This window comes from Streptomyces sp. MUSC 14 (assembly GCF_001866675.1).
Taxonomy (GTDB): Bacteria; Actinomycetota; Actinomycetes; order Streptomycetales; family Streptomycetaceae; genus Streptomyces.
The window spans coordinates 97,135-119,277 of record NZ_MLYN01000063.1 but is presented as its reverse complement, the minus strand read 5'-3'; the positions used below and the strand labels follow the sequence as shown (position 1 = coordinate 119,277).

The following is a 22,143-nucleotide window of genomic DNA, read 5'->3' as shown; positions in this document are numbered from 1 at the left end:
GGTCAGTCGAAGTCGGTCGGGCGGCCGAGGGGTTCGGTCGCGTCCACTTCCTGCAGACGCAGTAGGAGCCGTTCGCGGATCCGGTCGACGGCGCCCGCGCCCAGCGGCAGGCGCAGCGGGGGCTTCTCCATGCGGGTGGCGGTGATGACAGCGCGGGCCGCGCGGGCCGGGTCGCCCGGCTGGGTGCCGTGCATCGCGAGGAACTGTTCCCTGGCCGGGCCGAGAGCGGATCGGTAGTCGTCGATCGGGTCGGCCCAGCGGACGGAACGGCCGGTGAAGTCGGTGCGGAAGGGGCCGGGTTCCACGATGAGGACATGGATGCCGAGGTGGGCGACTTCCGCGGCCAGTCCTTCGGAGAGTCCTTCGAGGGCGAACTTGGTTCCGGCGTAGGCGGTTCCGCCCAGGGTGGCCAGGACGCCTCCGACCGAGGACATCTGCACGATGCAGCCGGAGCGCCGGGCGCGCAGGGTGGGCAGGACCGCGCGTGTCACGTCCAGCGCTCCGAAGACGTTGGTGTCGAACTGGCGGCGCAGTTCGGCGTCGGAGACCTCCTCGAGGGCGCCGCGCAGGGCGTACCCGGCGTTGTTGACCAGGACGTCGATACGGCCGAACTCCTTGAGCGCGGTGTCCACGGCGCGGCGGACCGCGCCGGGGTCGGTCACGTCGAGGGGCAGTGCGCGGACCCGGCCGGGCGCGAGGGCGACCAGGTCGTCGAGGGTCCGGGGATCGCGTGCGGTGGCGACGAGGCGGTCGCCGTCGGCGATGACCTCGTGGGCGAGCGCGCGGCCCAGCCCGGTGCTGGTGCCGGTGATGAACCACACCTTGGCGGCCGCGGGGTCGGCATGCTGCGAAGACATCGGGGCGCTCCTACGTGGTGGGGGCGGAAGGCGGCAGTGCGGGTATCTTGAGCCTCAAGGCAAATTATCTTGAGACTCAAGGGAGCGTCAAAGGTGTCCGCATCCGAGCAGCCGCCCACGCCGCAGGACTCCGTGGCGGCCGAACTGTCGCGGTGGATGGCCGACCTGCCCGGCGTCGACCCCGGGACCGAGGCCGCCCGCCAGCGCATCGGGCGCATGGCCAGGCTGTTCGAGCGGCTGCTCACCCAGGTGGCCACCGACCACGAGCTCACCGCGGGCGACTGGGCGGCGCTTTCGGCCCTGCGGCGCTCCGGCCCGCCCTACCAGGCCGCCCCCACCACGCTCGCCCACCAACTGGGCATCACCTCGGGCACGATGAGCGTGCGTCTGGCCCGCCTCGCCCAGGCGGGCCTGATCGAGTCCGTCGCCGCGGCCGACGGCCGCAGCAAGCCCGTCCGGCTCACCCGGCGCGGCCGGGACCGCTGGCGTGCCGCCACACGGCAACGCACCGCCCGGGAACACGACCTGTTCGCCGACGCCCTCTCCCCCGCGGCCATCGAGGAACTCAACGCGCTGCTCGGCCGCCTTCTGGGCCGCCTGGAGGACGAGTTCGGCCAGGCGAGCCGCCACGACGTCCCCAAGGACGCCTGAGCACGGCCGAAGGCCCGACGAGCGCTCTCACATTGTTCTTAGAACTTCCCGTGACAGTGGCGCCCCATGAAGGCGAGGAAGATCAGGAAGAGCAGGAAGAGGATCGTCGCGCTGTGTGCCGCGCTCACGGTGATCGGGGTGGTCGGCACGGCTGCCGCGTTCGGTGTGGGCGTGCCGGACGGGCGGGACGGGCGGGTCCAGGTGCGCGGCAGCCGGGTCACCGTGCCCGTCGCCGGCGGGCGTGTCGTGGTGGACGCCGCCTCGCTGGCCGTGCGCGGTCAGGCGGACGACGGACGGGCCTGGCAGCTGTCGGCTCCGGCGGCCGACACCCTCGGCCCCGCCGCGCGGATCTCGGTGCACGGGGACAGGGCGACCTGGAGGTACCCGGCGAAGGGCCTCACGGTCACCGCGGCCGCGCGCGACGGACGGCTGGCGGTGACCGTGCACTCCGCCCGGAAGGGCACGCTGACCTGGCCGGTGACGGCCACCGACCCGAACACGAGCGAGGTGCAGTTCCCGCGCGGCGAGGGCCTGTCGGTGCCGGTCGCCGACCGCTGGTGGAACTCCGCGGGGGCCGGGCTCGCGGGCTCCGCGGCGGGCCTGTCCGACGGTCTGACCATGCCGTTCTGGGGCACCAGCCTGCGCGGTGGGCACGGCGCGAGCTACATCGCCGAGTCCGACATCGCCACCACGCTGAAGTTCGTCTCCGCCGGCGGCCGGCTGCACACGGAGACCGAGCATGCGTTCTCCCCCGCGCAGGACACGCTCGGCTACACGCTGACCTTCGCCCTCACCGACGGCTCGCCGGTGGCCGCCGCCCGTGACTACCGGGCCTGGCTCCAGGCCCACGGCGGCATCACGACCCTGCGCCAGAAGATCGCCCGCAACCCCGAGGTCGGCAAGCTGGTGGGCGCCTTCCACGCCTACACCTGGGGCCAGGCCCGCACCGCCCAAGGCATCCAGCGCCTGCGGGAGTTGGGCATCGACAGGATGTGGCTCGGCTACGACGCCGACGACTCCCCCATGGACCGCTCGGCGGTGAGCCTGGCCGAGCGGTCCGGATACCTCGTCGGACCGTACGACTCCTGGGCCAACGCCCAGGACCCCGCCTCGGCCGACTCCTCGGTGTCCAAGTGGCCCGCGCCCGTGTGGCAGGACGCCTGTGTGCGGGGAGCCGACGGCAGGATCGTCACCGGTTTCGGCGGACGCGGCTGCTACGTCAGCTCCGAGGCGCTGCGCCGCGCCGAGCCGGCCCACCACTATCTGGCCGACCGCACCCGGGACATGACGGCGAACGGCGCGAACAGCTACTTCCTCGACGTGGACGCCGCCGGCGAGCTGTTCACCGACCACTCCCCCGCGCACCCGATGACCCAGGCGCGGGACCGGGAGAACCGGTTGCTGCGGATGGCCCGGCTGTCCGGCGACCGCAGGCTGGTGGTCGGCTCGGAGAGCGCCGGTTCCTGGGCCAACGGGGTGCTCGCCTTCAGCCACGGCTCCGGGACCCCGGCACCCGATCAGCTCTGGGCTCTGGAGCGGGACCGCGCCACCTGGGGCGGTTACGCGCCGGCCGGCGCGCCCGGGATCTTCTTCAGGCCCGTCCGGTTGCCGGCCGACGTCGCGAAGGCGATGTACGACCCCAGGTACCGGGTGCCGCTGTACCAGACCGTGCTGCACGACTCGGTCGTCAGCACCGAGCGCTGGGAGCTGTCCTGGTCGAAGCTGCCCGACCAGAGCCGTACCCGCGCACTGCTGGCCATGCTCTACAACGTCCCGCTGAACCTCGTCCTCGACAAGGCGGAACTGGACGCGCACGGCAGGCAGATCGCGCAGCTCCAGAAGTACTTCGAGCCCCTGCACAAGGCCGCGGCGACCCGGCCGATGACCGGCTTCCGGTGGCTGACACCCGACCGGCTGGTGCAGCGCACGACGTTCGGCGACGGCGCCCTGACGGTCACGGCCAACTTCTCGGACCGCGCCCACGACGGCCTGCCCGCGGGCTGTGTCGACGCTACGGTCGACGGCGGCAGGGCCCAGCGGCTGTGCCCGGCCGGTCTGTGACGGCGACCGGCCTGCCCGGCTTCTGAGAGGTGCGGCGGTGTCCGGAGGATCAGGTCGTGTTCGCGAGCTTCTGGCGTACGACGATCGCGTCGAGCCGGACTGCGAACGGTGCGGTGTCGGCGAGGCCCAGGGCGCCCATCCGGGACTTGCCGAGGCCGACGGTGACGTCGGCGCAGAAGGCGACGGCGTACAGGTAGGGGCCGGCGTCCTCGTCCTGGAGGGTGAAGAACAGGTCGCGGTAGTAGCTGGTGTGGTCCGGCCCCTCGTCGTAGTAGGCCAGTCCCGGTGCGCCCTCCTGCGCGGCGAGACCGGTGAAGGCGTCCACGAGGTCACGCTCGACGGTGTCCCAGAACGACGCCCGAGCGGCCTCGGGCGGGAGCGCCTGGCGGACCGCCTCCTTGAGGGAGAGCGCCATCACGACGACCGGCGCCTCCTCCTGGAGCCCCCAGCCGCGGACCATCCTGACGATGTCGCTGTCGGGCAGCCGGGCGGCGGCATCGCGGATGTGGCCGAAGTCGTAGTTGACGGTGGCCGGCGCGATCGCCTCCTGGAAGGCGCGCGCCAGGGCCTCCGCCTGGGCGAGATGGACCTCTCCCACCTCCGTGACCGTCCTGAAACAGGCTGCCAACTTCCCCTCCTTCAACATTTTGTTGCATCGGTGGGGCGTCAGTATGCCGTAGCCGCAACTCCTCGTGGACCGCCGGGGGCTCAGTGGCCGGCGGAGTCCTCGGGGCGCGCGTGGCGCGGCAGGAGGAAGGAGAGCAGGAACGTCAGGACGAGCATGCCGTCGACGATCCACAGCACCGTCTTCATCACGGAGCCGAAACCGGTGCGGAAGGCCGACTTCGCGGTGGTCTCCAGCGCGCCGGGTATGCGGGCGCCGGCCTGGGGCGACGTCACGGCGGACCGGGTGTCCTCGTCCAGGCGGGCGCAGGAGGCCGGGGTGGCGGCGGGGTCCTTGGCGACGGCACGGTCCGAGGCGCAGCGCCGCAGGTCCGCCACGACGCGGTCCTGGGCGACCGGTGCCACGTGCGCGGCGCTCAACTCGCCCCGCAGTCCGGCCGAATGGTGGTCGACGGCGGTGGCGATGCCGCCGCCCAGCAGGCCGAAGAACACGGTGCCGAGGAGCGCCACGCCGAAGGCGCCGCCGAGCTGCTGCATCGCGGTCATCGTGCCGGACGCCGAGCCCGTCTCGTGCTGTTCGACGCTGGCGAGCACGATGTCGAAGAAGGGGGCCATGAGCAGGCCCATCCCGATGCCGGTGACGAGCAGGGCCGGCACGAGCTGCCAGGGGCCGACGCCGCTGCCCACCGTGTCGAGGGTCAGCCACACGCCGAACACGCCGAGCGCCATGACCGCCGTGCCCGCCTGGAGCACGGCCCGGCCGAAGCGGGCGACGCCCTGGGCGACCCCGAAGCCGACGATCATGCCGCCCGACCAGGGCACCATCACCAGGCCCGCCTTCAGCGGCGAGTAGCCGAGGCCGATCTGGGTGTAGAGGTTGAAGACCAGCATGAAGCCCTGCATGGTCGAGAAGAAGACCAGCCCGAGCGTCATGCCTCCGCTGAACCCGCGCTTGCGGAAGAGGCTGGGGACGACCAGCGGGTCACGGCCGGTCCTGCTGCGCCGGGACTCGTAGACGGCGAAGGCCGCGAAGACGGCGACCGAGGCGGCCATCATCGCGAACGTCCACCCGGGCCAGTCGTACTCACGGCCCTGGACCAGCGGGAAGATGATGAGCAGCGCGGCCAGCGAGACCAGGAGCATGCCGGGGATGTCGAGGCGCGGCCGGTGGCCGGACCGCCCCTTGGGCAGGTAGCGCAGTGCGCCGAGGAAGGCGGCGGCGCCCAGCGGCAGGTTGATCAGGAAGATCATCCGCCAGCCGGTGCCGAAGTAGTCGGCGTCCACGAGCCAGCCCGCCAGGATCGGCCCGCACACCGCCGACAGCCCCATGACCGGGCCGAACATCCCGAAGGCCTTCTGCGACTCCTTCGGCGGGAACATCTCCTTGATCATGCCGAGGCCCTGGGGCAGCATCACCGCGCCGAACAGGCCCTGCACGACGCGCGCCGCTATCAGCATCTCGGGCGACGCGGAGACCGCGCACAGCAGCGAGCCCAGGGTGAAGCCGACGGCTCCGACCATGAACATCCGGCGGCACCCGTGGATGTCCCCCAGCCGCCCGCCGGTGACGAGTCCCACGGCCATCGAGAGGGTGTACGCGGCGGCGAGCCACTGGAGGGTGGAGGCGCCGCCGCCGAGGTCGGCCCGCATGGAGGGGCCGGCGATGTTCGTGACGACGGCGTCGAGGAGGTCCATCACCTCGGCCGCCAGGATCACGAAGAGCGCAGCCCAGCGCCACCGGTAGGGCGCTGGGGTGTCGGTGGGCGTCTCGACGGACGCGACACCGGTGGTGGACATCGCAGACTCCTCGCAGAAGGCCGCGTCACGCCGAGGCGGCGCGGGCATGGCAGGGGTGGGAGAACGCTGTTCACCGTAACAGAACAGCGCTCATCAAGAGAACGTTGTTCATTACGATATAGCGCCACCGCCGCCAAGACAAGATATATCGCGTCTTGGCCGAGAAGGAGGGACACAGGGGATGCCCTCACCCTGGGCAGAACACTGTTCTCCGGGTCTTTAGACTGGTCACCATGAGCGACGCGGCCGCCGGCACCCCCGCATCCCCTCCGCCGTCCCCGTGGCAGCGCGAGCGCCCCGCGCGCCCCCACGGCACGCCCCCACGCGCGCCGCTCTCGCGCGAACGGGTCGTCGAGGCCGCCTTCACCGTGCTGGACCGGCAGGGGTTCGACGGCCTGTCGATGCGTCAGGTGGCAGCCGAACTGGGGGTCGCGGTCTCCGCCCTCTACGCCCACGTCAGCTCCAAGGACGACCTCCTGGAGCTCATGTACACACGGCTCTTCGACGGCTACGCGATGCCCGCGGCCGATCCGGAGCGCTGGCAGGAGCAGCTGCGGGACTTCGCCCGTACCTGGCGCCGGCGCCTGATGTCCCACCGGGACATGGCCAGGATCTCCATGGCGCACGTCCCCTTCACCGCCGAACTGCTGCCGCATGTCGAGGCGTTGCTCGCCGTCTTCCGCACCGCCGGGCTGCCGGACCGCATCGCGGCGGAGGCCGGTGACCTCATCTCCACCTACATCGACGGGTTCGTCCTGGAGGAGGGCATGTGGCAGGACCGGGCCGCTCAGCAGGGCGGCGCCGCCTCGCCGGCCCGTCCCGACTGGCGCGAGATGGCCGACGAGATGCAGAACTACTTCGCGTCCCTGCCCGCGCGGGACTTCCCCCACCTGCGCGCGCTGTCCGGTCTGATGGTGGCCGACACCTCCGACGAGAGGTTCGACATCGGACTGGAGATCATCCTGCGCGGCCTGGCGAGCTATCTGCCGGCGCCGGAGGCCGACGCCGGCCCGGACACAGGCAACACCGCGGGCACCGTCTGAACCACCGCGGCCCGGCGCGTCAGCCGCAGGTCAGAGGCGCGTCAGTTGGCCCTGGCACCGTCGTACCCGTGAACGGCACCGCGGGACACCGCGGAGGCCGGGAGCGAGGAGAGGTGCCCGGAGCGGCTCATCGGGGACCAGGGCAGCAGCCCGGAGTCGGACCCACACCAGGTCCACGCAGGTTCGAATCCTGCCCTCTCCGCAACGCCGAACGGTTCAGGAGGGCCTGCCGGACAGGACCTCCACCGTTCCGGTGTCGAGCGAGTAGTACGCGCCGACCACCGCGAGGGAGCCCTTGCGCGCCAGCGGGGCGAGGTCCGCGTTGGAGCGGAGCGCGCTCGCGGTCAGCTTCACCTGGGCGCGGGCCATCGTCTCGACCGGGTCGGCGCCGCCTTCCCGCACCGCCTGCTCGTACGCCGGCCGCAGCGCCCCGACGATCGCCTGGAGGTTGCCGGGCAGGGGTTCGTCGTCACGCAGGGACTGGTACGCCGCTTTGACGGCACCGCAGCGTTGATGCCCGAGGACGACGACGAGCGGGGTGCCGCTCGTCATCGGGCCGTACTCGACGGAACCGGTGACCACGGGACCGACCGCCTGCCCTCCCGTGCGCATCACGTAGAGGTCGCCCAGCCCGGTGTCGAAGAGGAGCTCGGGCGGCACCCGGGAATCGATGCACGAGAGAATCGCGCCGAAGGGCTCCTGCTGCTGAGCCACGAGCTGACGCCGGTCGGGGTCCCGGTCGGGGTGCTGGAGCTTTCCGCTCACCCAGCGCCCGTTGCCGTCCATCAGTCTCGCGAACGCCGCGGCGGGCGTGGTCGGGCGCGAGCCGGGTGAAACGCCGGCCGCGGGGGTGGCGGCGCTCGTCGATACGCACCCCGTGAGGGCGGCCGCGGCGCCCGCGAGCGAGCCGGCCAGCACGGCCCTGCGGTCCACACGTCCGGTTGTACCCATCAGCCGATCCCTTCCGCGCCGTACGAACCTGTGCCTGCCCCCGTGCCGCAAACCCCCGGCCCCCGCACGAGGCGGGGGCCGGGGGGTACGGCGGTGAGGACCTCACAGACCGCCGACGCCGTTGCCTTCGTTGCCGTTGGAACCGAGGCCACCGACACCGCCGGTGCCGCTGGCGTCCACGCCACCGACGCCGACGCCGACGTCTTTACCGCCGGAGCCGAGGCCGCCGACGCCGTCGCCGCCGCCGGCCTTCGCTTGCTGGACTACGGCCGCCGAGGCCTGGGACTGGTTGGGAACTGCACCGGCGATGCCGGCGCTCAGGAAACCGGTGAGGGCAGTAGCGGCCAATACCGTGGCAATCGAGCGGAACACAGACAGCTCCTTTCGCTTCCCCCCTCTTGTCCTGATCATCTTCACCGCGCCCGGACGGTTCTGCCGGTCGGCGCGGACCATCAGGGTGACGACGCCCCGAGCCCGGTCCGAGCAGGGCATCGGAAATCGCCTTTCGCGCCCTGCCGAGCGGGAGCTACCGTGCGCGCAGCGAGTGACTCACGAGGAGCGGGGACATAGCCGTTCGACGCACGCCGTCACCCTTGTGGCGGGACGCCGCCTTCCGCCGGCTCTGGATCGGGCAGACGGCCTCCCAACTGGGCGAACAGGCAAGTCTGGTGGTGCTGCCGCTCTTCGCCGTCCTGACGCTCGGGGCCGGTGCCGGCCAGCTAGGCGCCCTGCGTGCGGTGGGGCAGGCGCCGGTTCTGCTGCTGTCCCTGTTCGTCGGCGTGTGGGTGGACCGGTGGCGGACCCGCACGCTGATGGTGCTGCCGACGCCGGCCGGGCGCTGGCGCTGGGCGCCGCCGCCGTGGCCGGCCTCCTCGGTGGGCTCGGCCTGCCGGCGCTGCTCGTGGTGGCCTTCGCCGTCGGGGCGCTGTCCGTGTTCTTCGACGTGGCGTACCAGACGTCTCTGGTACGGCTGGTGAGACGCGATCAGCTGGTGCGGGGCAACAGCGCGCTGGAGGGCAGCCGGTCCGCCGCGCAGACCGGCGGTCCCACCCTCGGCGGTGTGCTGGTGTCCGTGCTGTCGGCGCCGATCGCCGCCGCCGCCGGCGCGGTGTGCTTCGTCCTGTCGTCCGTGTTGATCCTGTCGATGCGACGGACGGGTCGCCACGAGTCCGTCCCGGCGCGCCCGGAACGCGCGCCTCGGGTCCGGCGGCGGATCCATGAGGGCCTCCGCTTCGTCGCGGGCGACACCTCGCTGCGGACCGTGTGCCTCGCGTCGGCCGCCTTCCAGTTCTTCTTCGCGGCGGTCATGACTGTCTATCTGCTGTTCCTGCCACGGGACCTGCACCTGTCGGGCGCGGCCGTCGGGTCGGCACTCGCGGCGACGGGGCCGGGCGCGCTGCTGGGTTCACTGCTGGCCGCCCGCCTGCCGGGCCGCTTCGGACACGGCGCCGTGCTCATGTCCGCGGCGGCACTCGGCGACGGCGTGTTCCTGATAGTGCCCGCACTGCACGGCTCCTCCACGGTGACGGTTCCCGCGCTCGTCGCGGTCAACGTCGTCTTCGGGACCTCCAGCCAGCTGGTGAACGTCACGGTCATGGCCGTCCGGCAGACCGTCACTCCGGACGGGATGCAGGGCCGCGTGGCCGCGACGATCAACTGTGCCGGCATGGGGATGACCCCGCTCGGCTCGCTGCTCGGCGGCTTTCTCGCGGACGTGTGGGGGACGCGCGCCAGCCTGCTGGTGACGGCCGCGGGCATGCTGCTGTCGCCGACGCTGATGGCCCTGTCCCCGCTCGCCCGCCTGGGCCGGACGCTTCCCGCCCCGCCGCAGGCTCCGGTCCCGTCCGCGTGAGGACCTCGGTCGACCCCCCGTACGACGTGCGGCTCCGCGCTGTCGTCGCGCCGCACCGGTGGAGCGTGGCACCGGGCCCGGGACCGGCGGACCGCCCCTCGCACCGACCGCCCGCTCGGCGTCCGCCGGTGTGTAGGTGAGCACCATCTGGTCGAGGTCGTCGGCCAGGACCAGGGTCTCCAACTGAAGCGGGCCGTCGTCCCGTTCGCGGGATGGCGCAGGGTCCTGGTGCCGTACGCCGTACCTCGGCTCCCTCTGCCGCTGGACCCGCGCCGAGGCCGACTTCGGCCTGGAGGCCGAACTCGCGCGGTCTGGCGGACCGTCCTCGACGGCGTTCTGACGCGGTAGCGGGACGTGCGGCCGGGCGTCCCTGGCGTCGGCGAGTTCTGGTCAGCGGCGTGTCAGACGCGTGTCAGCCGGCCCTGGCATCGTCGTACTCGTGAACGGCACCGCGGGACACCGCGGAGGCCGGGAGCGAGGAGAGGTGCCCGGAGCGGCTTATCGGGGACCAGGGCAGCAGCCCGAAGTCGGACCCTCGTGGTCCACGCAGGTTCGAATCCTGCCCTCTCCGCACAGGCCGGCGAAGCCGAAGAAGGCCCCGCCGGCCCGAACCGTTCATGACGTCGCGCCTACTTCAGGGCCGTGAGCGCCTGCTCGTAGTTGGGCTCCTCACCGATCTCCTGGACGAGCTCCGAGTGCAGGACCGTGTCGTTCTCGTCCAGCACCACCACGGCGCGGGCGGTCAGGCCGGCCAGCGGGCCGTCGGCGATCGACACGCCGTAGTCCTCGTGGAAGTCACGTCCGCGCAGGGTCGACAGGGTGCGCACGTTCTCCAGCCCCTCCGCGCCGCAGAACCGGGCCTGGGCGAAGGGCAGGTCGGCGGAGATGCACAGCACCACGGTGTTGGCCAGGTCGCCGGCCTGGGCGTTGAACGTGCGTACGGAGGCCGCGCACGTGGGGGTGTCCACGCTCGGGAAGATGTTGAGGATCTTGCGCTGCCCGGCGAAGTCCGACAGCGACGTGTCGGCCAGCTTCGCGTCGACCAGCGCGAATGCCGGGGCCTTGTCGCCCGGCTGCGGCAGTGAGCCGTTGACCTGAACCGGGTTTCCCTTGGCAGTGACCTGAGCCATCAGAGGCCTCCTCGTAACGATTCCATTGACAGACGTGCCCGATCCTACGGGCGGATCCATCGCGTCGGCCGCCTTCCAGTTCTTCCTCGCGGCGGTCATGACCGTCCATCTGCTGTTCCTGTCACGGGACCTGCACCCGCTGATGGCCCTGTCCCCGCTCGCCCGGCTGGGCCGGACGCTTCCCGCCCCGCCGCAGGCTCCGCTCCCGTCCGCGTGAGGGCCTCAGTCGACCCCCCGTACGAGGTGCGGCTCCGCGCTGTCGTCACGCCGCACCGGTGGAGCGTCCACCCGGCCCGGGACCGGCGGACCGCCCCTCGCACCGACCGCCCGCTCGGCGTCCGCCGGTGTGTAGGTGAGCACCATCTGGTCGAGGTCGTCCGCCAGGACCAGGGTCTCCAGACTGAAACGGGCCGTCGTCCCGTTCGCGGGATGGTGCAGGGTCCTGGTGCCGTACGGCCGTCTGCGCACGGCCTGGCCGGCCCAGAGCCGCTGGAAGTGGCCGCTGCGGCGGGCTAGTTCGTCGATCAGCGCGGCCAGCTCCGGGTCACCGGGCTGCCGGGCAGCGTAGGCGCGCAGGGCGCCCACCACCTCTTCGGCGTCCGTCTCGTCGAAGCGTGGCGTTCCGCCGGCGTGCGACGAGTGGCCGTCGGGGCCCGGACAGAAGACGAGTTTGGCGAAGTTGCGGGCGTCGGGCGGCAGCGCGGCGAAGTCGGCGAGGACACAGGCCGCCCGTGTGTTCCAGGCCAGGATGTCCAGGCGGCGGCCGAGGACAAGTGCGGGCACCCGGTCGAGGGCCTCCAACAGCCGCAGCAGGCCCGGCCGTACGTGCTGCGGCGCGTGTCCGCCCGGCCGGGTGCGGGGCGGGCGGCCGAGCCGGTGGAGGTACGACCGCTCGTCGGAGTCCAGCCGCAGCGCGTCGGCGACGGCGTCCAGGACGGTGTCGGACACGTTGGAGGTGCGTCCCTGTTCCAGCCGTACGTAGTAGTCGACGCTGATGCCCGCGAGGAGGGCCAGCTCCTCGCGGCGCAGGCCCGGCACGCGCCGCCGGTGTGCGCCCGCCGCGAAGCCGAGGTCGGCCGGTGCGAGGGCGGCTCGCCGGCTGCGCAGGAAGTCTCCCAGGTCGGACGCCATATATCAGGAACCTCACGCCTATAAGAGATTGGATAGTCATCAGCATCCTACCCCTTCGGTCGGTTCCCATGCAGGTGTGTCCCAAGGACGGCCGAACCTGGGACCGGCAGTACCAGGATCACGCCGCCCCTGGTCGAAGTGGGCCTGGATGCCCGGCCGTTGCTGCCGGATCATGGTGCGGAAGCACACCGCACCAACCGAAAGGAACCCTCGTGCGCCACACCACTCTCGGCCGCACCGGAATCACGGTCAGCCGTCTGGCACTCGGCACGATGATGCTCGGAGCCTGGGGCAACCGGGACCACGAGGACGCCGTACGTCTGATCCACACCGCGCTCGACGCGGGCGTCAACTTCATCGACACGGCGGACATGTACTCGGCGGGTGAGTCCGAGCAGATCGTCGGCAAGGCGCTCAAGGACCGCCGCGACGACGTCGTGCTGGCCACCAAGGTCCACTTCCCGATGGGAGAGGACGCCAACCGGCGCGGAAACTCCCGCCGTTGGATCCGACGGGCCGTCGAGGACAGCCTGCGCCGCCTCGGCACCGACCGCATCGACCTCTACCAGATCCACCGCCCGGACCCGGCCACCGACCTGGACGAGACCCTCTCCGTCCTCTCGGACCTGGTGCGGGAGGGCAAGGTCATGGCCATCGGCAGCTCCGACTTCGCGGCCGAGCAGATCGTCGAGGCCCGCTGGACCGCCGACCGGCGCGGGCACGTGCCCTTCCACACCGAGCAGCCGCCGTACTCGATCTTCATGCGCGGCGTGGAGCGCGGGGTCCTGCCCACCGCCGAACGCCACGGCGTCGGTGTCCTCACCTGGAGCCCCCTGGCCAGCGGCTGGCTGACGGGCCGGTACCGCAGGCAGAACCCGCTGGAGCTGAACGAGTTCCGGCAGAACCTCATCTCGCACAAGTTCGACCAGTCCCTGCCGGGCAACGTCCGCAAGTACGAGGTCGTCGAGGAACTCGTCAAGCTGGCCGACGAAGCCGGTCTGTCCCTGACCCATCTGGCGCTGGCGTTCGTCCTCAGCCATCCCGCGGTGGACAGCGCCATCATCGGTCCGCGGACGCAGGAACAGCTGACGGACCTGCTGGCCGCCGCCGACGTCACGCTGGACGACGCGGTGCTGGACCGGATCGACGAACTGGTCCCGCCGGGCACCGACCTCAACCCCTCGGACGCCGACTACACGCCCCCACACCTGGCGGACGCGTCCCTGCGCCGGCGCCGGAGCTGACCCGGCCGGCCGCACGGGCCGGCTCCGGTCCGACCGAAAGGAGGCGGGCATGCCCCCGGACGAGCCGCACGAGCCGGCGCTCTTGCAGGCGTGTGCCGAGGACCGCGTCGAGCCGTGCGCGATCCTCGCCGGGACCGTCGTCTGCGGCGGGTGCGGACAGCCGCTGGAGCACCGTACGGCGCCGACCGCGTCGGCCGGTGCCTATGCGTGCCTGTCGGGCTGCCGCCCCCCGGTCCCCGCCGACACGCTCGAACTGCGCGTCGGGCGGGCCGTCATGGAGCGGATGTGGACACGGGAGAGGCTCGCGCGGATGGCGGTGGCGCAGGAACTGCTCGACGGGCTGGGGTACGACGTGCGCTACCGCGTGCCCGTGTCGCTCAAGCACGCCCTGCGTCAGTGGCAGTACGAGTTCGACCACGAGACACGCGGGGCGCTGGTGCGCGAGGCGGTGCTGGTCGTCGTGCTGTTCCCGGCCGTACGGCCGAAGCGGGGCGACGACCTGTTCCTCGCCTGGCGCCGGGACGAGCAGAGGCCATACAGCCATAAGAGATATGCGGGTACCCTTCAGGGCATGGTGTCGTCGGTGGAAGAGCGTATGGGGCATCGCATCAAGCGTGTGGAGCAGGAGCTGACCGCTGCCAAACACGCCGCGCTGCGCCCCTTCAAGATCAATGTCCCGCAGTACAACGTGCTGCTCGCGCTCATGCTGGAGCCAGGACTGTCCGGCGCGGCGCTCGCCAGGCGTGGCATGGTCACGCCGCAGACCATGTCCTCGGTGCTGTCGACACTGGAGGGCCGCGGCCTCGTCGAACGCCGGCCGCACCCGATTCACAGCCACATCCTCGAGGCCCGCCTCACCCGCACCGGCGGCGCGCTGATCCGGCGTGCCGACGACGCGGTGGCGGAGGTCGAGAAAGTACTGTCCGCGTGCTTCGAGCAGGGCGAGGCGGCGATCTTCCTGACGCAGCTCGACCGCTGCTCGAAGGTGCTGTCGGGCTGGAAGCCGACGGAGGGGAAGTAGCGCCGGCGTACACCCGCCGGCTCACGTCGGTCCGTTCCGTCGCAGTCAAAACATCGGCGCCTTGTGAGCCGACTATAAGATGTCTTATATAGAACGTATATCGAATATATGTCAGAGAACTTTCTCCTCCGATCCGAGGTAGCCATGAACGAGGACCCGGCCTTCGCGCTCCACCGCGGCGGGAAGCTGGCCGTGCGGTCCACCGTCACGGTGGACAACGCCGATCAGCTCTCCCTGGCCTACACCCCGGGCGTCGCCCGCGTCTGCACGGCCATCGCCGAACAACCCGAACTGGCCGACCTGTACACCTGGCGGTCGCACACGGTCGCCGTGGTCTCCGACGGCACCGCCGTGCTCGGCCTCGGCGACATCGGGCCGGCGGCCGCCCTGCCAGTGATGGAGGGCAAGGCGCTGCTGTTCAAGGAGTTCGCCGACGTCGACGCCGTACCGGTCTGCCTCGCCACCACCGACGTCGACGAGCTGGTGGACACCGTCGTACGGCTGGCCCCCAGCTTCGGCGGCATCAACCTGGAGGACATCAGCGCTCCCCGGTGCTTCGAGATCGAGGACCGGCTCGGGGCCGCGCTGGACATCCCGGTGTTCCACGACGACCAGCACGGCACCGCCGTGGTCGTGCTGGCCGCCCTGCGGGGCGCGGCCCGGCTGACGGGGCGTACGCTCGGCGACCTGCGGGCGGTGGTGGCCGGCGCGGGCGCCTCCGGTCTCGCGGTCAGCCGGATCCTGCTGGAGGCCGGCATCGGGGACCTCGCGATCGCCGACAGCAAGGGCATGCTGCATCCCGGCCGGGAGGACCTGAACCCCTACAAGGCGGCGCTCGCCCGGCGGAGCAACCTCGCCGGGCACACCGGCTCGGTGGAGGAGGCGCTGCGCGGCGCCGACGTGTTCATCGGTCTGTCCGGGGCCACCCTCGACGAGCGCGCCCTCGCCGCGATGGCTCCGGAGGCGATCGTCTTCGCGCTCTCCAACCCCACCCCCGAGGTCGACCCGGTGGTCGCCGCACGACACGCGCGCGTGGTGGCCACCGGGCGCAGCGACCACCCCAACCAGATCAACAACGTGCTGGCGTTCCCGGGCATCTTCCGCGGCGCGCTGGACGTGCGGGCCACCACGGTCACCGAAGGGATGAAGCTCGCGGCCGCCGACGCCATCGCCGGCGTCGTCGGCGACGAGCTGCGGCCCGACCTCGTCGTGCCGAGCCCCTTCGACGCCCGTGTCGCCCCGGCCGTGGCGGCGGCCGTCGCCGAGGCCGCCCGCCGCGACGGCGTGGCCCGCGCCTGACCCCCCCAAGAAGCAGAAGCAGCAGCGGAGTCAGAAGAAGAGGCCTGCGATTCCCGGTCGCCCGGCGGCACAGCGGCTCCACCGGCGCCGGCGCCCGCAGCCCCGCGCAGGGGGACGGCTGGATCGCCGCCTCGACGCTGGAGCTGACCTCCGCCGACTCCGCCGAGATCCGCGCGGCCATCGCGAAGCCACCGGCGCCGTCGAGGGCCCGGCCGCCACCTGAGCGCGGCCCCGGGCCCCGCACGATCCGTGTGAACCACAGGAGGACGGGTCCGAACGGCCGGTCCCCCTCGTCCGCTTGAGCCACCGCCCCAGAAGTGAGGTTTTCCGTGTACACCGTCGCCGTCTCCTTCACCGTCCCCGCCGACCGGCGTGCCGAGTTCGCCGCCGCCGCGCTGGAGGACGGGCGGCGTTCGACCGCCGACGAGCCCGGCACCCGGGCCTTCGACCTGATCGCCGACGCCTCGGACCCCAACCGCTTCTTCCTGTACGAGGCCTATGACGACGAGGCCGCGTTCGACCGGCACTGCGAGGGCGAGCACTTCGCGCGGTTCTTCGAGGCCGTGGGGGGCTGGGCCGAGGGCCCCACCTGGCTGCTGCGCGGCAATACGGTCACCGAGACAGCGACGGTGTGAGCCGGGGCCACGGCAGCCCGAAGGGGGCGGCGGGCATCTGCCCGCCGCCCCCTTCTGCTCGCCTCGCCTGCCGTCACCGCCGTGACCAGGAGGGAGAGGTTTTCGGCTCCGGAGACCGGCGTCGCGAAGACCACCCCCCCCCGTTACCGTCTTCGTGGCTCCGCAATGGGGCCTCCGGCCTTCGGGTCCGGCATGACTTCCCCCCCTTGTTGTTCATGATCCGGGGGGTGGTGTCACCGGGTCCGGAGGCATCGACGGACCGCTGATGAGGGGCTTGAGCACCGGCTTCACCCACGCCGGAAGAGCTCTCCGTAACGTGGATGTGGCAGGTCGGTGCCCTGGCAGGCCGGACGAAAGCGTGATGGAGGGGCCTGCACGTGATCGACACCGGCGACATCGACGTCTTCCTCGGCCTGGACGTCGGCAAGGGCGAACACCACGCCACCGCCGTCACCCCGGCCGGGAAGAAGGCATTCGACAAACGCCTGCCCAACACCGAACCCAAGCTCCGCGAGTAGTTCGCGAAACTTCAGGCAAAGCACGGAACGGTGCTGGTCGTGGTCGACCAGCCGGCCTCGATCGGGGCTCTGCCGCTGGCGGTGGCGAGGGACATGGGCTGCCCGGTCGCCTATCTGCCCGGGCTGACGATGAGGCGGATCGCCGACCTCTACCCCGGCGAAGCCAAGACCGACGCGAGGGACGCGTTCATCATCGCCGACGCCGCTCGCGCCATGCCTCACACGCTGCGGGCGATCGACGGCGAGGACGAGACCATCGCCGAGCTGGAGATGATCGTGGGCTTCGACGACGACCTGGCCGGCGAGGCAACCAGGGTCGCCAACCGGCTGCACGGCCTGCTGACCCAGATCCACCCGTCGCTGGAACGGGTGCTGGGGCCGCGGTTGCAGCACCCGGCCGTCCTCACGCTGCTGGAACGGTTCGGATCTCCGGCCCAGATCCGCAAGGCCGGCCGTCGACGGCTCGTCACCCTGCTGCGGCCAAAGGCGCCGAGGATGGCCGAGCGGCTTGTCGACGAGATCTTCGCCGCGTTGGACGAGCAGACCGTGACCGTTCCGGGGACCGAGGCTGCCGCGCTGATCGTCCCGAGCCTGGCCGCCTCACTGACGGCCGTGCTTGACCAGCGCAAGCTGCTGGCCGGGCGGATCGAGGAACTGCTGGAGGCTCACCCTCTTTCGAAGGTCCTGACGTCGATGCCAGGGGTCGGCGTCAGGACCGGAGCCCGCATCCTGATCGAGGTCGGCGACGGCAGCACCTTCCCGACCGCCGGCCATCTCGCCGCCTATGCGGGTCTTGCCCCGGCAACCCGCAGCTCGGGCTCCTCGATCCGCGGCGAACAGCCCTCCAGGCGAGGAAACAAGCAACTCAAACGGGCCTTCTTCCTCTCCGCGTTCGCCGCTCTGGGCGACCCGATCTCCCGGGCCTACTACGACAAGAAGATCGCCCAGGGCAAGCACCACACCCAGGCCCTGCTCTGCCTCGCCCGACGCCGGGCCGACGTCCTCTTCGCCATGCTCCGCGACGGCACCTTCTACGAACCCCAGCCAGCCACGGCAGACGGCGTCTAGGAGGAAGTGTCGTCCCCAGCCGGAAGGTGAACAGCCACGTCATAGTTGGCGATCCGCCCCGCCAGCACCCTCGGGCTCACGCCATGAACGTTGTCCCGGTCAGGGTCAGCACCTGCTTCCAGAAGAAGCCGAATCGTCCCACCTTCGCCCCGCGAACAGAACACCGCCCTCCACAACGGCGTATTGCCATGACGGTCCACGACATCGACCGCCGCACCCGCGGCCAGCAGGACTTCGACGGCAGCGGGCACCTGCGCCTGAGCAGCAAAATGCAGCGGAGTCCAACCCTCGGCATCGACAGCCCCCGGGTCGGCACCCTCAGCCAACAGCACCCTCAGGCCGTCCACGTCTCCGCCCCCAGCCGCATAGTGCACCGCGGCCCGCCCCAACCGATCCCGATCTGTCATGCCGACAATCCTCACCCGGCTTGACGAAAGAGATAGGGGCACCCCCCCGCGGTGATCCGTCAACGGCCCCGTATCCGGCCCGGGCCGCCCGGCGCCCGGCGCCCGGCGCTGTCCCGGATCGGCGCCGAGTGCATGTACACGGCGTGCGGCATCACGGTCGCGCCGAGGATGCCGCAGGCGAGCAACAGGGCCTGGCTGCACGGGAGTTGCTGGCGCGGCCCCGAGACCGTGCCGGTGCCGGAGGGGCGCGCGGCCGGCATGCGGCCGATGAATCCGCAGGTGATCAGTGCGAGGGTGAGGGCGACGGCGAACGCGATGCCGCCGTGTGCCGCGCGCTGCCGCACCATGCACGTCGAGCCAAAGCGGTGGCGATCGTGCCGAGCCACGGGCGCAGGCCGAAGAGCAGCTGGAGGACGAGCGCCCCGCCGACCGGTGCTGGATGACTCCGGCGGACGCCCCGGCCTCGATGATCGCCCACAGCAGCGCGTACCCGCATCGCGGCTTCTCCGGCCCCGTCCGGATGTTCGGCATCCACTGACCGGCCCGCGCAGCACATACAGCACGTGAAGCCGGTGTCCCCCCGAGGCAGTGGGGGGACACCGGCTTCGGTGCGTCGGACGTCAGGCGCGCCGCGCGGGGACCCGTGCCGGCGCCGACTCGGCCGGGGCGGGGCCCAGCAGCCAGGACATGAGTGAACGTTCCGTCGCCTGGCGCAGGTGCTCGCGCCGCCGGGCCGCCACATGACGGCGGATCAGCGCCTCCAGTTCCGGATCGCGCACGGTCGACCCGCCGGACCCGCTCGCAGAGCCGCTCATCGCGTGCCCACCAGTTCCTGCTCGCCGGTCCGGGCGAACGCCGTCGGCGCCCACCGCGTCAGCACCGCGCCCACCGTCATCCCACCGCCGAACCCGGCCATGAGCACGGTGTCGCCGTCCGCGAACTCGCCCTGCCGGTGCGCGATGTCGAGCGTGACGGGCACCGAGGCCGAGCCCGTGTTCCCGTACTGCTCCAGGGCCAGATGCATCGTCGCCGAGGGCAGCCCGAGGGCGGGCCAGACCTCACCGAGCATCACGCCGTTGGCCTGGTGCGGCACGAAGTGCCGGACGTGCTCACGGCGTACGCCCGCCCGGTCGAGCAACTCGTGCAGCGCCTCGGGGAGGTTCTCCTGCACGAACGAGCGCACTCCGCGCCCGTCCATCCGGAAGAAGTGCGCGCCCTCCTCCACCGTGCGCCGGTCGGCGGGCCTGCGGCTGCCGCCCGCCGGAACGCCGATCAGCCGGTACTGGTCGCCCCGGGTGAGCAGGCTGGTCTCCTGGATCCCGCAGGCGTCCGGCACTCCGCCCAGCAGCACCGCACCGGCACCGTCGCCGAACAGGATGGCCGTCTTGGGATCGGAGTAGTCCAGGATGCGGGAGTAGATGTCGGCGCCGATGACCAGCGCGTAGCGCCCCTCGTCGGCCGCCCGCAGCAGACGCTCCGCGACCGTGGTGGCGTACACGAACCCGCTGCACACGGCGTTGATGTCGAAGGCCGCCGCGTTCACCGCGCCGATCAGGTGCTGGACGATGCTGGCCGTCGCGGGCTGCGGATGGTCCGGTGTCGAGGTGGCGAGCACGATGTACGCCACGTCCTGCGGCCGGACCCCGGCCTGTTCCAGAGCGGCCCGGGCGGCCCCGGCCGCCAGATCCGACGTGGCCTCCCGGTCGTCGGCGCGACGGCGCTCGCGTATCCCGGTCTTGCGCAGGATCCACTCGTCGGTCACACCCGCCCCGCGCGCGATCTCCTCGTTGGTGACGACCGTGCTGGGCAGGTAGGACCCGGTGGCCAGAATTCCGATACGCGTCATGAGAGAACCTCCCCCTTGTGGTCGGGCCGCCGGAGGCGACCCGCGAATGTTTCCGGGCGCCACCCGAGCAGCAGCGCCTCGCGCACGGCGACACGGCTCGCGGGCAGTCGCCTCGCGCCGGCCGCCGTGCGCGAGGCGGGCGCCCGAGGCGCCGTCCTCACCGTGGTGCCCCGGTCAGCATCCGGGCCCAGCCCGCGCGCAGGGCGTGCGCGGTCAGCTCCTCGTCGTCGCCGACCACGACTGGGCGGCCGACCGCCTCGAGCATCGGTACGTCGCTGAGGTGGTCGCCGTACGCGGAGGAGCCCGCCAGGTCGAAGCCGCGGACGGCCGCGGCGATCCGCACCGCACGGCCCTTGGTGGCGCCGATCATGGGCGCCAGCACCTCGCCGGTGAGCTCGCCACGCCGGACGGCGGGGCGGGTGCCGAGCACCTGGTCGGCACGGACGTCCTCGGCGATGGGGTCCAGGCAGGCGAAGAACGACCCGGAGACCAGGATCAGGGGCTGCCCGGACTTCTGGTGCACGCCGAGGGCCTCCTCGACCTCGGGCACGTACAGCCCTTCCGTCCGCTCCTGCCATTCGGCGGTGAACCAGCGCCGGCCGGCCTGCGCGAGCCGCTGCGTCCGCTCGCCCCGGTACAGCCGGTAGTAGCGGCGGTTGATCTCCGCACGCGGCACCCCCCGCAGCGCCGCGGCCCGCAGCTCACCCGTCAGCCGGTCGTACGTGGCCGGGGGTTCGCCCCGGGTGCGCAGATAGAACTCCAGGAAACGGAACATGCTCTTGACGCGGATCAGCGTCTCGTCCACGTCGCTGAAGACGGCGCTCCGCTCGGCTGCCCCGGTCACGACGCCATCCGGGCGAGGACGAAGGAGAACACGCACAGCGGCTCGCCCTTCTGCGTGGCCTCGACGCGCACCGGGAGCTGGGACGGCGGCGCGGTCTCGCCCTGCGGCGGGAGTGTGCCGCCGAGGGTGTAGAGCGTCACGGCGCCCGCGGTCTCCCTCGGGTGGTCGACCCAGGCGGTCAGCACCGTGTCGTCCTCCAACTCGCCGAAGCGCGTGAACCGTACGTGCATCTCGGTGACGATGGTCTTGAAGGTGGACAGCCCCTCGACGTCGAACGCGGCGAGCAGCGCCAGTTGCCGCGCGCCCTCGGCGATGACCATGCCGGGCAGATGGTCCTGCGGGTGGTCGAACAGGCTCGCGTGCCGGGCGGGGATGCGCAGCAGCGCCTGCGCGGTGTTGTCGGTGACCGCCGCGTCGACCAGGACGACGTTCTCCGGGTTGGCGCGGCCGACCAGATGCGGGGCGACGGGCGTGCCGGGGGTGCTCACCGGGTAGGTCGCGGACGACGGGAGGGCGAAGCCGTCGCGGTTGTTGAGCCGCAGGGTCAGATAGCCCATCGGCGTCTTGAAGCGGAGCCCGATGGCCGCCTGGCCGATCACGGTGCCGTCGGCGATCAGGTCCAGCTCGTAGTCGAGGCCGGTGACCCGGCCCTCGCGTTCCTTGCGGTCGGCGATGCGGACCCGGAAGGCAAGCGAGAACGGCGAGGTGCCCACGACGACCATCCGGGGGTGGTCGAGCCGCAGGTCGAGGTGGGTCAGGATGAACTTGTTGTCGGACGGCACACCGAAGAAGCGGTGCGCGCCGGCCAGGGTGGCCTGCCGGCATGCCTCCAGGATGAGCAGGGGGTCGTAGCAGCCCGGGCGCAGCAGGTGGTCCCCGTAGTAGGCGTGCGACCTGGGCAGTTGGGCGCCCGCGGCGTAGGTGTCCTCGTCGATGCGCCGCAGGTCCGTCAGGAACACTTCGCCCAGGGCGTCCCGGTGGACGAGCAGACGGTCCACGGTGCGTGAGTAGTCCAGCGGCGGTATCGCCGCGGAAGGGGCATCGGGTGCGGTGGTCATGGATGGCCTGGCTTTCTGTCGCGGTGGTGGTGGTTCCTGCTCGTGGTCGTAGGCGGACAGACGCGCGGAGGGACGACGCGGGAACGTCGTCCCTCCGCGGCGTGAG

Annotated in this window: 21 protein-coding genes, 2 tRNA genes and 2 pseudogenes; 12 read left to right on the top strand and 13 right to left on the bottom strand. The window is 71.8% G+C overall.

What is annotated here, in order from left to right; all coding sequences use genetic code 11:
• Positions 1-2: 2 nt before the first annotated feature.
• Positions 3-857: an oxidoreductase gene (locus tag BIV25_RS36475; RefSeq protein WP_071376813.1), complete on the bottom strand. Its 855-nt coding sequence runs from the start codon at positions 855-857 to the stop codon at positions 3-5.
• A gap of 93 nt (positions 858-950) precedes the next feature.
• Between BIV25_RS36475 and BIV25_RS36470 the strand changes: the two genes are divergently transcribed.
• On the top strand, positions 951-1,508 hold the full coding sequence (locus BIV25_RS36470) for a MarR family winged helix-turn-helix transcriptional regulator (RefSeq protein ID WP_256256916.1): 558 nt from the start codon (positions 951-953) through the stop codon (positions 1,506-1,508).
• 66 nt (positions 1,509-1,574) lie between these two features.
• Positions 1,575-3,569 (top strand): glycoside hydrolase, encoded by a 1,995-nt coding sequence (locus BIV25_RS36465; RefSeq protein ID WP_071376812.1) that lies wholly within the window; start codon positions 1,575-1,577, stop codon positions 3,567-3,569.
• Between the two features lie 49 nt (positions 3,570-3,618).
• Here BIV25_RS36465 and BIV25_RS36460 read toward each other — a convergent pair whose 3' ends face one another.
• A complete protein-coding gene (locus BIV25_RS36460; protein ID WP_071376811.1) occupies positions 3,619-4,197 on the bottom strand; it encodes a Type-2Aa cytolytic delta-endotoxin in 579 nt (192 codons plus the stop codon).
• A gap of 80 nt (positions 4,198-4,277) precedes the next feature.
• Complete coding sequence (locus BIV25_RS36455; RefSeq protein ID WP_071376810.1) at positions 4,278-5,990, bottom strand: MFS transporter; 1,713 nt, start codon at positions 5,988-5,990, stop codon at positions 4,278-4,280.
• Between the two features lie 233 nt (positions 5,991-6,223).
• Here BIV25_RS36455 and BIV25_RS36450 point away from each other — a divergent pair, with 233 nt between their 5' ends.
• Positions 6,224-7,033, top strand: a complete 810-nt coding sequence (locus BIV25_RS36450; RefSeq protein WP_071376809.1) for a TetR/AcrR family transcriptional regulator C-terminal domain-containing protein — start codon at positions 6,224-6,226, stop codon at positions 7,031-7,033.
• Positions 7,034-7,140: 107 nt separating this feature from the next.
• Positions 7,141-7,235, top strand: a tRNA-Val gene (locus BIV25_RS51575).
• 14 nt (positions 7,236-7,249) lie between these two features.
• Here the strand turns inward: BIV25_RS51575 and BIV25_RS36445 are convergent.
• Positions 7,250-7,984, bottom strand: a complete 735-nt coding sequence (locus tag BIV25_RS36445) for a carbonic anhydrase (protein WP_177235533.1) — start codon at positions 7,982-7,984, stop codon at positions 7,250-7,252.
• A gap of 102 nt (positions 7,985-8,086) precedes the next feature.
• Entirely contained in the window at positions 8,087-8,356 is a 270-nt protein-coding gene (locus BIV25_RS49775; RefSeq protein WP_143076752.1) for a hypothetical protein, read from the bottom strand.
• 194 nt (positions 8,357-8,550) lie between these two features.
• On the opposite strand from BIV25_RS49775, the pseudogene BIV25_RS36435 reads away from it, so the two are divergent.
• Positions 8,551-9,836, top strand: a pseudogene (locus tag BIV25_RS36435) (MFS transporter).
• Between the two features lie 478 nt (positions 9,837-10,314).
• A tRNA-OTHER gene (locus BIV25_RS51570) sits at positions 10,315-10,407 on the top strand.
• 58 nt (positions 10,408-10,465) lie between these two features.
• Here BIV25_RS51570 and tpx read toward each other — a convergent pair.
• Positions 10,466-10,966, bottom strand: a complete 501-nt coding sequence (tpx, locus tag BIV25_RS36430) for a thiol peroxidase (RefSeq protein WP_071376807.1) — start codon at positions 10,964-10,966, stop codon at positions 10,466-10,468.
• 34 nt (positions 10,967-11,000) lie between these two features.
• Between tpx and BIV25_RS36425 the strand changes: the two genes are divergently transcribed.
• Entirely contained in the window at positions 11,001-11,183 is a 183-nt protein-coding gene (locus tag BIV25_RS36425; RefSeq protein WP_071376806.1) for a hypothetical protein, read from the top strand.
• Positions 11,184-11,188: 5 nt separating this feature from the next.
• Here BIV25_RS36425 and BIV25_RS36420 read toward each other — a convergent pair whose 3' ends face one another.
• On the bottom strand, positions 11,189-12,097 hold the full coding sequence (locus BIV25_RS36420; RefSeq protein ID WP_071376805.1) for a helix-turn-helix domain-containing protein: 909 nt from the start codon (positions 12,095-12,097) through the stop codon (positions 11,189-11,191).
• Positions 12,098-12,309: 212 nt separating this feature from the next.
• Here BIV25_RS36420 and BIV25_RS36415 point away from each other — a divergent pair, with 212 nt between their 5' ends.
• From BIV25_RS36415 to BIV25_RS36395, 5 genes and pseudogenes are all read left to right on the top strand, one after another.
• Positions 12,310-13,341 carry an aldo/keto reductase gene (locus BIV25_RS36415; protein ID WP_071376804.1) on the top strand — a complete coding sequence of 344 codons (1,032 nt, stop codon included), beginning with the start codon at positions 12,310-12,312 and terminating at the stop codon, positions 13,339-13,341.
• 49 nt (positions 13,342-13,390) lie between these two features.
• Positions 13,391-14,362 carry a MarR family winged helix-turn-helix transcriptional regulator gene (locus tag BIV25_RS52120; protein ID WP_218158499.1) on the top strand — a complete coding sequence of 324 codons (972 nt, stop codon included), beginning with the start codon at positions 13,391-13,393 and terminating at the stop codon, positions 14,360-14,362.
• 144 nt (positions 14,363-14,506) lie between these two features.
• The gene (locus BIV25_RS36405; RefSeq protein ID WP_256256896.1) at positions 14,507-15,661 is read left to right on the top strand and encodes an NADP-dependent malic enzyme; all 1,155 of its coding nucleotides are present in this window, start codon (positions 14,507-14,509) and stop codon (positions 15,659-15,661) included.
• A 329-nt stretch (positions 15,662-15,990) separates the two neighbouring features.
• Positions 15,991-16,296, top strand: coding sequence for a putative quinol monooxygenase (locus BIV25_RS36400; RefSeq protein ID WP_071376802.1), 306 nt, complete (start codon positions 15,991-15,993; stop codon positions 16,294-16,296).
• 377 nt (positions 16,297-16,673) lie between these two features.
• Positions 16,674-17,882, top strand: a pseudogene (locus BIV25_RS36395) (IS110 family transposase).
• On the opposite strand, the gene BIV25_RS48165 reads toward BIV25_RS36395, so the two are convergent.
• The 6 genes from BIV25_RS48165 to BIV25_RS36365 all read right to left on the bottom strand — a co-directional run bounded on the left by BIV25_RS48165 (position 17,879) and on the right by BIV25_RS36365 (position 22,037).
• Positions 17,879-18,289: an ankyrin repeat domain-containing protein gene (locus BIV25_RS48165; protein WP_079177098.1), complete on the bottom strand. Its 411-nt coding sequence runs from the start codon at positions 18,287-18,289 to the stop codon at positions 17,879-17,881. The pseudogene BIV25_RS36395 and the gene BIV25_RS48165 overlap by 4 nt on opposite strands.
• A gap of 59 nt (positions 18,290-18,348) precedes the next feature.
• Positions 18,349-18,636, bottom strand: a complete 288-nt coding sequence (locus BIV25_RS36385; RefSeq protein ID WP_071376800.1) for a divalent metal cation transporter — start codon at positions 18,634-18,636, stop codon at positions 18,349-18,351.
• A gap of 273 nt (positions 18,637-18,909) precedes the next feature.
• A complete protein-coding gene (locus BIV25_RS36380; protein ID WP_071376799.1) occupies positions 18,910-19,104 on the bottom strand; it encodes a hypothetical protein in 195 nt (64 codons plus the stop codon).
• The gene (locus tag BIV25_RS36375) at positions 19,101-20,135 is read right to left on the bottom strand and encodes a 3-oxoacyl-ACP synthase III family protein (RefSeq protein ID WP_071376798.1); all 1,035 of its coding nucleotides are present in this window, start codon (positions 20,133-20,135) and stop codon (positions 19,101-19,103) included. Before BIV25_RS36375 ends, BIV25_RS36380 begins: the two co-directional genes overlap by 4 nt.
• Positions 20,136-20,292: 157 nt before the next feature.
• Complete coding sequence (locus BIV25_RS36370; protein WP_071376797.1) at positions 20,293-20,979, bottom strand: HAD family phosphatase; 687 nt, start codon at positions 20,977-20,979, stop codon at positions 20,293-20,295.
• Positions 20,976-22,037 carry a ScbA/BarX family gamma-butyrolactone biosynthesis protein gene (locus BIV25_RS36365; RefSeq protein ID WP_071376796.1) on the bottom strand — a complete coding sequence of 354 codons (1,062 nt, stop codon included), beginning with the start codon at positions 22,035-22,037 and terminating at the stop codon, positions 20,976-20,978. The genes BIV25_RS36370 and BIV25_RS36365 overlap by 4 nt, the downstream gene beginning before the upstream one ends.
• Between the last annotated feature and the right edge of the window lie 106 nt (positions 22,038-22,143).